This is a genomic window from bacterium (assembly GCA_040756715.1).
Classification (GTDB): Bacteria; UBA9089; UBA9088; order UBA9088; family UBA9088; genus JBFLYE01.
Genome location: JBFLYE010000023.1, coordinates 1 through 11,541, shown reverse-complemented (window position 1 = coordinate 11,541; position 11,541 = coordinate 1). Strand labels below are relative to the sequence as shown.

13 protein-coding genes are annotated in these 11,541 nt (G+C 34.5%); 10 read left to right on the top strand and 3 right to left on the bottom strand.

Features of this window, described 5'->3' with window-relative positions; all coding sequences use genetic code 11:
- Positions 1-187: 187 nt before the first annotated feature.
- Positions 188-373, top strand: coding sequence for a BREX system Lon protease-like protein BrxL (locus tag AB1397_00755; protein MEW6481534.1), 186 nt, complete (start codon positions 188-190; stop codon positions 371-373).
- A gap of 412 nt (positions 374-785) precedes the next feature.
- The gene (locus AB1397_00750) at positions 786-1,316 is read left to right on the top strand and encodes a recombinase family protein (GenBank protein MEW6481533.1); all 531 of its coding nucleotides are present in this window, start codon (positions 786-788) and stop codon (positions 1,314-1,316) included.
- Here AB1397_00750 and AB1397_00745 read toward each other — a convergent pair.
- The 3 genes from AB1397_00745 to AB1397_00735 form a co-directional block, all read right to left on the bottom strand.
- The gene (locus tag AB1397_00745; protein MEW6481532.1) at positions 1,220-2,386 is read right to left on the bottom strand and encodes a DarT ssDNA thymidine ADP-ribosyltransferase family protein; all 1,167 of its coding nucleotides are present in this window, start codon (positions 2,384-2,386) and stop codon (positions 1,220-1,222) included. The two genes, AB1397_00750 and AB1397_00745, sit on opposite strands and share 97 nt — an antisense overlap.
- A gap of 160 nt (positions 2,387-2,546) precedes the next feature.
- Complete coding sequence (locus AB1397_00740; GenBank protein ID MEW6481531.1) at positions 2,547-2,927, bottom strand: biotin/lipoyl-containing protein; 381 nt, start codon at positions 2,925-2,927, stop codon at positions 2,547-2,549.
- On the bottom strand, positions 2,924-3,406 hold the full coding sequence (locus AB1397_00735) for a CvpA family protein (GenBank protein MEW6481530.1): 483 nt from the start codon (positions 3,404-3,406) through the stop codon (positions 2,924-2,926). Before AB1397_00735 ends, AB1397_00740 begins: the two co-directional genes overlap by 4 nt.
- A 274-nt stretch (positions 3,407-3,680) precedes the next feature.
- Between AB1397_00735 and AB1397_00730 the strand changes: the two genes are divergently transcribed.
- From AB1397_00730 to AB1397_00695, 8 genes are all read left to right on the top strand, one after another.
- Positions 3,681-4,124, top strand: coding sequence for a division/cell wall cluster transcriptional repressor MraZ (locus AB1397_00730; GenBank protein ID MEW6481529.1), 444 nt, complete (start codon positions 3,681-3,683; stop codon positions 4,122-4,124).
- Positions 4,114-4,971 carry a 16S rRNA (cytosine(1402)-N(4))-methyltransferase RsmH gene (gene rsmH, locus AB1397_00725; GenBank protein MEW6481528.1) on the top strand — a complete coding sequence of 286 codons (858 nt, stop codon included), beginning with the start codon at positions 4,114-4,116 and terminating at the stop codon, positions 4,969-4,971. Before AB1397_00730 ends, rsmH begins: the two co-directional genes overlap by 11 nt.
- 6 nt (positions 4,972-4,977) lie before the next feature.
- Positions 4,978-5,352 (top strand): cell division protein FtsL, encoded by a 375-nt coding sequence (gene ftsL, locus AB1397_00720; GenBank protein MEW6481527.1) that lies wholly within the window; start codon positions 4,978-4,980, stop codon positions 5,350-5,352.
- Positions 5,349-6,785 (top strand): UDP-N-acetylmuramoyl-L-alanyl-D-glutamate--2,6-diaminopimelate ligase, encoded by a 1,437-nt coding sequence (locus AB1397_00715; protein MEW6481526.1) that lies wholly within the window; start codon positions 5,349-5,351, stop codon positions 6,783-6,785. Before ftsL ends, AB1397_00715 begins: the two co-directional genes overlap by 4 nt.
- 6 nt (positions 6,786-6,791) lie before the next feature.
- Positions 6,792-7,868: a phospho-N-acetylmuramoyl-pentapeptide-transferase gene (gene mraY / locus AB1397_00710; protein MEW6481525.1), complete on the top strand. Its 1,077-nt coding sequence runs from the start codon at positions 6,792-6,794 to the stop codon at positions 7,866-7,868.
- Positions 7,868-9,232, top strand: coding sequence for a UDP-N-acetylmuramoyl-L-alanine--D-glutamate ligase (murD, locus tag AB1397_00705; protein ID MEW6481524.1), 1,365 nt, complete (start codon positions 7,868-7,870; stop codon positions 9,230-9,232). The genes mraY and murD overlap by 1 nt, the downstream gene beginning before the upstream one ends.
- Positions 9,233-9,247: 15 nt before the next feature.
- On the top strand, positions 9,248-10,399 hold the full coding sequence (locus tag AB1397_00700; GenBank protein MEW6481523.1) for an FtsW/RodA/SpoVE family cell cycle protein: 1,152 nt from the start codon (positions 9,248-9,250) through the stop codon (positions 10,397-10,399).
- Positions 10,400-10,684: 285 nt separating this feature from the next.
- The coding region (locus AB1397_00695) for a glycosyltransferase (GenBank protein MEW6481522.1) at positions 10,685-11,541 on the top strand (857 nt) is incomplete at its 3' end.

Genomic DNA, 11,541 nt, shown 5'->3' with positions numbered 1-11,541 from the left:
TTGAAGTAGTTCTTCTTCTGGTTCCCTCTCTATTATATTTATCGGCATAAAATGAGAAAAAGTTAAACTGTCAAAGAGCAATTTTTGAGAAACGAACTTCAAGGTTGCGAAAAATAAGAAATTTTTGCTAAAATATTTTCATAATGAGCAAAAATGAAGTTAACATCCGAATTCGAGCAAAGCGAGAATGTGGCAAAGCAAAAAATGCCCAAAAGCAAATTCCTATCAGTTTAACATAAACAGTGATAATATAAGGGATAAGAATGCTATCTGGCGACTTGCGGCTGGATTTTTGAAATTGTTATTTCCTGATTTGAAGGTGAGTAATGCAGAGTTATATGAATTTTGTTTGAAACCAGCATTGAACTTATAGTTAATTCCATAACGCTTTACAAAATGTATGGGTTTAGATAATCTTAAGGAAAACTTTATATAAAATTTTGAATTTTGAATGTTGAATTTTGAATTAAAAGGGGAAAAATTTTATAAAACTTACCCTTCAATCCAAAATTCAAAATTTAGAATTCAAAATTTTATAAAACTTAACCTTTTTCAATTCAAAATTCAAAATTTAGAATTCAAAATTTCTTAAATACTATTTTTGCACTAAGTAATGGAAGATACTATAATATCTTCCTTGATCCACATTCAAGTGAAGTACCTCTCCTTGGTCGGGATGTATTAGATAATTTCGTTACAATCTTTGACAAAAAGCAAAATTCTATCCTGTTGCTGGATGAAGAGGAGCAATATAAAATAGCTGAGTAAATGTTAGGAGAGTAACCATGCGGTGTGCAATCTACACAAGGGTATCAACTGATAACCAAGCTGAAAAGGAGTATAATTCTTGTGAGGCTCAGGAAGAGAAGATAAAGGCTTTCATAAGAAGTCAGGATAACCTTAAACTTTGTAAGGTATATAGTGATCCAGGTTTCTCTGGTGCTTCTTTGGATAGACCAGCATTAAAAGAACTGCTTAATGACATAACTGACGGAAAGATGGATTGTATTCTCACTTATAAGATAGACCGCCTTACTCGCTCACCTAAAGATTTCTATACTCTGATTGAATTGTTTGACAAGTATGGTGTTGCTTTAAGCATTGGGCTTATTGCCTTTACCTCCCAGGAATTTATGCCAGCCTCTGACGAAGGCTCATTTATGGCCAGATTAAAAACCATAAAGTTTATAAACCAACTGGTCAATTTGACCTTCGTTTATCAATGTATCAAAAAATCTTTAGATAATTGTTCCTCTGGAATTTTCCTTTCTAAAGGTAAATATAGACTTACTGGTATAGTTAATTTTTGCAAGTAATTACAAAGCATTGGGCCCACACTCCCCCAAGGCAACCATCCGAGTCCACAACCTAAGGCCGGCATCGCCAATGTTTTAATCCCTTCATTTTTATATTGACAAACAAGCCATTTCAATCCTTCTTCTATTCCTTTGAAGTCCGCCATTTTTCGCCAATCAGTTTTTGTAGGAAAAAGCAAGAACCATGTCTGTAAATTGAACTGATTTAATCTTTCTGCTTCATCAGCTAATATAAAGTCTAAGGACTCTTCTCTTTTATAAAGATATGGTTTACCCATTTTTAGAGTTCCATCTTTGCATAAATCTTGATATTTTACATAAACATCTGGAAATTGATATTTAGCTCTTGACGCAAGCCCTTTGCCCATTACACCTATTGTATTGGCACTTATAGCAAGTGTTTGCATTCGTGAGAAAAACATATCTCCTTCAACAAGTGAAAGGTTTTCCGTGAGATGAATTCGTCTGGAAGGAAGAAAAAACAATTCTGGTTCCGGTATAACTGGTATATTTTCTCCACAAATATTTCTTACTTTACTTAGTGTGACACGATCTGGCACATAAATTTCACTGATGTATGCAGGACTAATATTATCCGGGACTAAACATTCAGCCATTAGCTCTCTTTTAGAGCCATCTGCTCTGGCCCACCATTCTTTATCCGTCTTTTCTCGAATATTTTTAATATATTTTTGTGCATTCTCTGATGAGAAAAATTCTGTCTCAGAACTTACTGCATTTCCTGTGGTAACAAAAATATCTTTTCGCTTTAAAATACTACTCTTAAGACCAATAATGATTATATCTTTTGTGTTTATTCCACTACTAAAAACCACCACCCGATAAAGCATTGCATTTCGTGGTTGAAAATATAAATTTGCAAAATCCCATAGTGTAAGTCCCTTTGAAACTTCCTTTTCCCTTCTAACATCAACGATTTCAGCATCGTAGATACAAGTAAAAGGAATTTTTTGTTGTTCTATTTGTCTATGAGAGAGAATACCTTTTTCTAAAATTGAATGTAAATTATCAATATGCGTGATATAATAAAGTCCTCTCAGTTTTAACATAGTTTTTCCTTCTTAACGATTTTACAATCCAAATTCTTTAAAATAAATTTTCATATCATGTAAATTTTAAAAAGGTAAAATAATAATTCAATTTCAAAGCTTTTGAGCTAAAAACCAAGAGCCAATAGCTAAACATAATACTAAAGGAGTTAAACACATACTATATAGGTTCTATAAGGAAAAGAATATCCCCTCCCTTTACAAAATGACCATCTTTTGGGAGAATATTTACAACCTTTCCCTTGATTTCTGACTTTATCTCATTGAATACCTTCATTGCTTCAATTAAACAAATTGTCTTTCCCTGCTCTACCATTCCCCCAATTTCAACATAAGGGGGATCCCCTGGTTTTTGTGCCCTATAGAACCTTCCAGAGAGGGGAGTAATTATCTCCTTATATAGGGGCTCTTTTTTTTCCTCATAAGCCTTTTCTCTCTTTACAATCTTTATATAATCATCCTTTTCTTTTATAAATATCTCTGCAATACCAAGTTCATCTAGAAGCTTTCCAATCTGCTCTATTTTTTCTTCTAATTTCATTTTTCAAGGAATTGGAATGGAAATAAAGAAATAAGGATATCCTTCAATAAAGAAAAAAAGGGAAAAAACATAGAAGAAGCCATAAGCCTCTGGATTGCACCAATAGAAAATTTTTCAACAAGTATAACCATCAAGCCTATAAGAACAAATCCCCTGATTATTCCAAAAATAGCACCAAAAATTCTATCAAATAGGGTTAGGTGTAAAATTTTCCACATCTTCTCCAGGATTATGCCAATTAGGGAGACAAGGAGGCTTGTAATAAGGAAAGCAACAACAAAACTTATTATGTTCGCTAATGGCTCATTGTTTATGTATTTAAAGATTAAAGAAGAGAATTTCTGATACGACCTACTTGCTATAATTATCCCACAGAATATGGAAAGGAGAGAAAATATTTCCCTTGTTATTCCCCTTAATAACCCAATAAATATACTTATCAAAAAAATGGCAATGATAGCAATATCTAAGCTATTCATAAGAGATGAATTTTACTTTAAGTATAACCTTGTTGTCAATGTTTTTAGATTTTTTAGGGTATATATGTTTAGCTGTTTTTAAAATTCATTCTCTTTTTAAGAAATTTTGAATTCTAAATTTTGAATTTTAAATGTAACTACTCAGTAAGTAAACAAAGAAAAGGGAAGAGAATGGCAAGATTAATTATTCAACAAAAATTTTTCTTGACAAATTGTTTGTTTTGGAGTAAAATAATATTATATTGGAATATAATGGAGTAAAATGGAGAAATAGATGGTTCCTTTACCACTAACCTCAGAAAATGTAATTGAGAACGGAAGGGTGATTTTACCTGCAAGGTTTAGAAGAAAGCTGTTTGAGCTTGGAATAAGGTCTGTGGTTATCTCTCGGGGATTTGAGGGCTCACTTTATCTCCATCTTCCAGAGGACTGGAAAAATTTTGTTGATAAATTAAACAGACTTCCTAAGGCAAAGGCAAGGGGTCTGATCAGAAAACTTATGTTTGGAGCAGAGGAGGCAGGGATTGATAAGCAGGGAAGGCTTCTTATTCCTCCATTGTTAAGGGAATATGCGGGATTTTCAAGGGATGTTGTTATCTTAGGGCTTCCAGATAGAATAGAGATTTGGGATAAAAAAAGGTGGCTTGAATATGATAGCAAGATAAGCTTTGAAGAAATTTCAGAGGTGCTTGATTCATCTTCCAGTAATGAAGGATGAGGTATTAAACATCCTTGATGTAGCTGAAGATAGATGGTATGTGGATTGCACAATTGGGCTAGGAGGGCATTCAAAAGCAATCCTTGAAAAAGGGGGCTGTGTGATTGGGATTGACCAGGATATTGAGGCATTAGAAATGGCTACGGAAAGTCTTTCTTTTTGGAAAGAGAGGGTTATTTTTAAAAAGGGGAATTTTAGAAATATAAAAGAAATCTTAAGCTCTATAGGGATAGATAGCGTTTCTGGTTTTTTATATGACCTTGGTATTTCATCTTATCAAATAGACAATCCAGAAAGGGGGTTTTCTTTTATGAGCGATTATCCTCTTGATATGAGAATGGATAAAACAAATCCTATAAATGCAGAGATAATTGTGAATAGAAGCAAAGAGAAAGAGCTTTATAGAATAATTAAGGAATATGGAGAGGAATCAAGGGCAAAAAAAATAGCAAAGCTAATAGTTTCAAATAGACCTATTAAAACAGGAGTTGAATTAAGCTCTCTCATAATGAAGGTATACCATGGAAGAAGGGGGAAAATACATCCTTCTACAAGGACATTTCAAGCCTTAAGGATTGCTGTAAATGATGAGCTTAATGCCTTAAGGGAATCCTTGAATCAAATATTACCCTTACTTTCTGAGGGTGGAAGAATTGCGGTTATCTCTTTTCATTCCCTTGAGGATAGAATTGTAAAAGAGAGATTTAGAGAATGGAAAGAAGAGGGCACATTTAATATTTTAACAAAAAAACCAATAAGGCCAACTCTTTTAGAGATAAAAAGAAATCGCCAAGCAAGGTCAGCAAAACTAAGGGGAGGCGAGAAAATTGCAAAGGGTGGAGGTTAAAAAAATATGAAAAGAAGGATTAGGTGGATAAGAAATAGAAAGGAGGCTATTTTCCTCTCTATTTTTGTCTTTTTGTTTCTCTTCCTTATTGTCTTAGAGAACAACAAAATTACAAATTTAAGCTATGAAATTACAAGACAAGAAGATGAGTTAAAAAAAGAAAAAACAAAAAATGCCAATCTTACAATTGAGATTACAAGGCTTGCTTCTCCAAAAAGAATTGAGGAATTAGCAAGGTCTTATGGCCTTGTTAGTGCAAAACCAGAACAAATTACATTTCTTCCCGATGTAATTGTAAAGGAAGAAGAGGAAGAAAGGATGGAAGCTTTTTCTTTTCTTGCAAAGATATTTGAAAGGGGCATAGAAGCGAAAGAGAAATGAAGCTTTCATTTCTTCTTTGTTCCCTTTCAGAGAAAGAGGTCTTTTATTTTAAGGATTTTAAAATAAAAAGCATCACAGATGATTCAAGGGATATAAAGGAAAACTCCCTTTTTGTTGCAATTAAGGGAGAAAAATTCGATGGCCATTCGTTTATTCAAGAGGCAATTAAAAAGGGTGCATCCTGTATTGTAGTTGAGGATAAAAAATATATTGGAGAAGATTTTACCTTTATTCTTGTTCCTTCATCTCGGAGGGCATTATCACAATTGGCATCAGCCTTTTTTGGAAATCCAGGGCAATCCCTAGAGATTATTGGAATCACAGGAACAAATGGAAAGACAACCACTGTGTTTTTAATTGAGGAAATTTTTAAAAAGGCTTCCTTTTCTATAGCAAGATTCTCAACCATAGGACATAGGATAGGGGATTGTGATATTCCTACCCTCCTTACAACACCCCCTCCCTTGGAGATGTTTAAGCTCCTTTTAAAAGCAAAAAATGAGGGAGCAAAATTTGTTGTAATGGAGGTGTCATCACACGGACTTTCTTTAGAGAGGGTCTCTGGAATAAAATTTAAACAGGCAATCTTTACAAACCTTACCCAAGACCACCTTGATTTTCATAAGACTTTTGAGAATTATCTCCTTGCAAAAAAAAGCCTTTTTTTATCTTTAAGTAAGAAAAGCAGCGCTTTTGTTAATATTGATTCTTTCTTCTATAAAAAAATTATAAGTGGAATAAAAGCAAGGATAATAACATACGGGATTGAAAATAATGCTGATATTAAAGCAAGTGATATAAAAGAAAATGCAGATGGAATTTCCTTTTCAATTAAAGGAGAGAGGATAAATACAAGGCTTTATGGAACATACAATATCTATAATTGCCTTGCCGCCATATCTTGTGCTCTTACAAATGGAATTTCCTTTGATGTTATAAAAGAAACCCTTTCTAATTTTAAGCCACCAGCGGGAAGATTTGAGGTTATCTGGAAAAAACCCTTTGTGGTTGTTGATTATGCCCATACGCCCGATGGGCTATCTTGTGTCTTGAAAGCAGGATTAAGCCTTAAGCCAAAAAGAATAATCCTTGTCTTTGGATGTGGAGGAAATAGGGAGAAAGAGAAAAGACCAATAATGGGAAAAATTGCCTCTGATTTAAGTGATATTCCCATTGTTACATCTGATAACCCAAGGGATGAAGACCCAGAAATGATTATGGAGGAAATAGAACAAGGGATAAAAAAAGCATATTTGCGGATTTTAAATAGAGAGGAAGCAATAAAAAAGGCAATAGAATTGGCAGATAAAGATGACCTTGTTTTAATTGCAGGAAAAGGACACGAGGATTACCAAATAATTGGGAATAAAAGAATACCATTTTCCGACAAAAAGGTTGCCTTGGGAATATTAAAAGAAATGCAAAGTTTTTAGTTTCTTATGTTTTACTGGTTATTTTACGAGGTTTTATACCCTGATATTTCATTTTTTAGGGTTTTTAAGTATATTACCACAAGGGCATTCTGTGCCTCTTTATGTTCACTTTTTTTTGTCCTTATTTTTACACCAATTTTTATAAATTATCTTAAGAAAAGGGGAATTTGCGAAAGGGTGAAGGAAGAATATCTTGAAAACCATATCCATAAAAGCACAATCCCAACAATGGGTGGAATAATTATTTTATTTGCCATTATTACATCAACCCTCCTTTTCTCAAGGCTTGATAATCGCTTAATAATCCTTATTCTCCTTGTAACAATAGGTTTTGGACTTCTTGGTTTTCTTGATGACTCTCTTAAAACAAGAAAAAGACCATTAAAGATAAGGGAAAAGCTATCTGGAGAGATAGGCATAGCTATTCTTATCAGCATATACTTATTTCTTTACCCATTAAGCCCTTCTTCCACAAACATTGCCTTTCCGTTCACAAAGGGCTTTTTTATTAACCTTGGCATATTCTATATCCTCTTTTGTATTCTTGTCATTGTCTCCTCATCAAATGCGGTTAATCTTACAGATGGTCTGGATGGCCTTGCCATTGGAAGCTGTATCTTTGTTTGCCTTGGCCTTATTGTAATGGGCTATCTTGCTGGACATATAAAGCTTGCCGCCTACCTTAAGATAAGCTATGTGCCACAAGCAGGTGAGCTTGTTGTCTATCTGGCATCTTTGCTTGGTGCTTCTTTGGGTTTTCTCTGGTTCAATAGCCATCCAGCTACAATTTTTATGGGAGATACAGGTTCGCTTACATTAGGAGGGGTAATGGGGACAATAGCCCTTGTTATAAAGCAAGAGATTCCTTTAATAATCTTAGAAGGTCTTTTTGTGCTTGAGGCAGGTTCTACACTCATCCAGATCATCTCATTTAGAATAACAGGGAAAAAGATATTTCTTATGGCTCCCCTTCATCACCATTTTGAAAAGAAGGGATGGTATGAGTCAAAGATTGTTATAAGGTTTTGGATAATTGCGATAATCTTCGTCCTCCTTTCGTTTGTTACACTCAAGATACGATAATGTTGAATCTTAAGGATAAGAATGTAATTGTTTTGGGGTTAGGTAAATCTGGGATTGCTTCTTGCCATCTCCTTACAAGGCTTGGTGCTCATATTATTGCCTTTGATGAGAAAAGGGAAGAAGAGCTTAAGGAGGTAATTAAAAAATTACCAAAGGGTGTTGTTGTCCAATGTGGAAAGATTTTAAGGCTTCCTCCTTCAGATCTTATCGTGGTAAGCCCTGGGATACCATCAGATATTTCATATATAAAAAAGGCGAAGGCTGATGGGATTCCCATAATAGGAGAAATAGAACTTGGTTTTCAAATGCTTTTAGGCCAGCCAATAATTGCAATAACAGGAACAAATGGAAAGACAACAACCACAACCCTGATTGGAAAACTCCTTGAAGATGCAAAGCTAAATCCCGCTGTTTGTGGAAATATTGAAATTCCCTTTACATCTTGTAATATTTCCAAAGAAAACATTGTTATCCTTGAGGTATCAAGCTTTCAGCTTGAAACAATAATTGAATTTAAGCCAAATATCTCTGTATTTTTAAACTTTGCACCCGATCACCTTGATAGATATTTAAATATAGAGGATTATATGAAGGTAAAGGCAAGGATATTTGAAAATCAAACAAAGGATGATATTATGCTAATAAATGCAGACGATCCTGTTGTGCTTAACCTTTCAAGGAGAAGCAGGGCAAAACCATATTTATTTTCTACCCGACAGATCCTGCAAGAAGGCCTTTTTATAAGGAATAATTGGATTGTGGCGAGGTTTGCTGGTAAGGAGGAAAGGATATTTCCTTTGTCTGATATTAAGCTTATCGGCATTCATAACATTGAAAATATCCTTGCCTCTATCCTGGTTGCCATTATTTTAAGGGTAGAGGTTTCATCAATAAGAAATACTATAAGGAATTTTAAAGGTCTTCCCCATCGGATACAGGAGGTAGCAAATATATCGGGTGTAAGGTTTATAAATGATTCAAAGGCTACAAACATCGCATCTGTTATTGCTGCTTTATCATCGTTTGATAAGCCCATTATTTTACTTGCAGGTGGAAGGGATAAGGGAGAGGATTATACAAGGCTTATCCCTTACCTTAAGGAAAGGGTAAAAAAGCTTATATTATTTGGAGAATCTGCTGACCTTATCGGCTCTATGGTAAGGGAGGCTGTAGAGATTTATAAGGTGGAAAGCCTTAAAGACGCTGTAGACCTCTCCTATGCTTTAGCAGGCTTTGATGATTGCGTTCTCCTTTCTCCAGCTTGTTCAAGCTTTGACCAATTCTCAAGCTATAAGGAGAGGGGAGAGGCTTTTACAAAGAATGTGCTTGCTTTAAAGGAAAGACTAAATAATGTATGTGTTTAAATCTTAAATACTAAAATGGAAGAGGAATCTTTACAAAGAAATGCTAATATCTTTCTTGTTATAACCATTGCCCTTGTTGCTTTTGGTCTTCTTATGATCTTTAGTTCATCGGGCATAGTTACCCATACCCTTTCTAAAAAAGGGATGTATTATTCCCTAGTAAAGCAATTGGCTTGGGTTTCTATAGGCTTTTTATCCATCTTTATTATCATTATCTTAAAAAAGGATTTAGAATGGTGGAATAAATATTCATTTTTGCTTCTTTTTTTGCTTTTGTTGCTTCTTGCTTCTACCTTGCTTTTTCATACTGATAAGACCGCAAGGAGATGGATAATGGGGGGTCAGCCATCTGAACTTGTAAAGGTATTTTTTATTCTTTATCTATCATCATTCTTTTCAAAAAAAGAGGATTCTAATGAAAGTTTTATAAAAGGTCTTGTTCCTCCCTGCCTTATTTTAGGGGTTATCCTTTCTATCCTTGCTGTTCAACCTCACTATGGAATGGCTGTATTTTTTTGCCTTCTTACCCTTTCTGTATTCTTTATTGCAGGAATAAAGATAAGGCATCTCCTTCTCCTTCTCCTTATCTTTTCTATTATTATGGCACCAATAATTGGAAGCAAAGAGTATGCAAGGAATAGAATCAGGGCATTTTTAAGCAAATGTCCCATTGCTTGCAATGTGAAATGGGTGCTTAAAGGATTTGTTGAAAATACCAGTGATAAAGAAGCGGATAGGTGGCAGGTTGAGCAATCAATAATTGCTTTGGGTTCTGGAGGGTTATTTGGTGTTGGATTGGGAAAGAGTAAGCAGAAACTTTCCTGGGTTCCCCTTCCATATACAGATTTTATCTTTTCTATTATTGGAGAAGAGCTTGGTTTTATTTTGGGAAGCCTTATAGTATTTGTTCTATTTGGCCTTTTTGCCTATTTTGGTTTTTCCATTGCTTGTCAAGCCCAATCTCAATCAGGCTTTTTTCTTGCCTTTTCTCTTACTTTTTCTATTATTCTTCAAGCAATTGTAAACATTGCAATTGTCTCAGATACCATTCCAACCACAGGGCTTCCCCTTCCATTTATAAGCTATGGTGGCTCCTCTTTGCTTTCCAATCTTATCTCTGTTGGATTGATAATAAATGTAGCAAGGTCTAGTCAGCATAATGTTTAATGTATGTGTTCAGCATAAAGAATAACCAAGGAGAGAATGTCTTTAGGTTATAGTATCTTCCATTACTTTAGTGCAAAAATAGATAGTGTGTGTTTATCTGTTTAAAAATTCATCCACCTTTTAAGAAATTTTGAATTCTAAATTTTGAATTTTGAATTGAAAAAGGTTAAGTTTTATAAAATTTTCCTTAAGATTATCTAATAGTTGGCTGATTATGGCTTTTTATCAAAGGAAGCTTAAATATACAAGGGAGGAGCTAAACACATACGAAGTTAGTTTTTTTGGATGAATATCTTACATATCCTTTCTCAAGAATTTCTTACCGGCGCAGAAACCTATGCTGTGCTTTTGGGTAATTTCTTTACCAAGCAAGGTAATCTCTTATTTTATACCTCAGATAAAATGCATAGGAATATAGAGGGTAAATTCTATCCTTTACCTATTCATAGAAACAACAAAAGCCTTTTTGGCAGGATAAAAAATATCATTCGCCTAATCTTTCTTATTAAAAAAGAAGGAATAGAGATTTGTCATACCCATTCAAGGGCAGGCTCCTTTCTTGCCTACTTTGCCTGTAAATTTTGCCGTATTCCTTATGTTACTACGGTTCATGGGATGCTTCCGGTGCATTTTTCCAGTAAGATTTTTCCTTGCTTTGGAAGGATTGTTATTGCTCCAAGTAAGATAATAAAGGATCATCTTATCAATGAGTTTGGCATAAATGAGAAAAGAATAAGGGTTATTCCCCATCCTATAGAAGTAAAAACTCAGGAACAAGAAGCAAGAGACAAAACCCCTTTAGAAATTGCCTATATCTCAAGGATGAATGGGCCTAAGGCAGATTGTGCTTTGCTTGCCATTGAATCAATGCCCAAGGTTTTATCTAGTATTCCTAAAACAAGGCTTTTGATTGTGGGAGATGGAAAGAGAAGTAAGGAGGTTAAGGAGGCATTAGAGAGAATAAACAAAGTCATGGGAGAGGTGATTACCTTTATTGGCTGGCAGGATTCTATAACTGAGATCATTGCTTCCTCAGAGATTATAATTGGTTCAGGCTATGTAGGATTAGAAGCATTGTTATTAGAAAAACCCCTCATCTGTTTTGGTGAGGCAAGGCTGGGTGGTTTGTTTAAAGAAAAGAA

What these genes read in the sequence shown, in the direction of transcription:
- AB1397_00740 (MEW6481531.1), bottom strand. Translation starts at nt 2,927, where the DNA reads ATGAAATTAGAAGAAAAAATAGAGCAGATTGGAAAGCTTCTAGATGAA.
- AB1397_00715 (MEW6481526.1), top strand. Translation starts at nt 5,349, where the DNA reads ATGAAGCTTTCATTTCTTCTTTGTTCCCTTTCAGAGAAAGAGGTCTTT.
- AB1397_00755 (MEW6481534.1), top strand. Translation starts at nt 188, where the DNA reads ATGTGGCAAAGCAAAAAATGCCCAAAAGCAAATTCCTATCAGTTTAAC.
- AB1397_00750 (MEW6481533.1), top strand. Translation starts at nt 786, where the DNA reads ATGCGGTGTGCAATCTACACAAGGGTATCAACTGATAACCAAGCTGAA.
- mraY (MEW6481525.1), top strand. Translation starts at nt 6,792, where the DNA reads ATGTTTTACTGGTTATTTTACGAGGTTTTATACCCTGATATTTCATTT.
- AB1397_00745 (MEW6481532.1), bottom strand. Translation starts at nt 2,386, where the DNA reads ATGTTAAAACTGAGAGGACTTTATTATATCACGCATATTGATAATTTA.
- rsmH (MEW6481528.1), top strand. Translation starts at nt 4,114, where the DNA reads ATGAAGGATGAGGTATTAAACATCCTTGATGTAGCTGAAGATAGATGG.
- murD (MEW6481524.1), top strand. Translation starts at nt 7,868, where the DNA reads ATGTTGAATCTTAAGGATAAGAATGTAATTGTTTTGGGGTTAGGTAAA.
- AB1397_00735 (MEW6481530.1), bottom strand. Translation starts at nt 3,406, where the DNA reads ATGAATAGCTTAGATATTGCTATCATTGCCATTTTTTTGATAAGTATA.
- AB1397_00730 (MEW6481529.1), top strand. Translation starts at nt 3,681, where the DNA reads ATGGTTCCTTTACCACTAACCTCAGAAAATGTAATTGAGAACGGAAGG.
- AB1397_00700 (MEW6481523.1), top strand. Translation starts at nt 9,248, where the DNA reads ATGGAAGAGGAATCTTTACAAAGAAATGCTAATATCTTTCTTGTTATA.
- ftsL (MEW6481527.1), top strand. Translation starts at nt 4,978, where the DNA reads ATGAAAAGAAGGATTAGGTGGATAAGAAATAGAAAGGAGGCTATTTTC.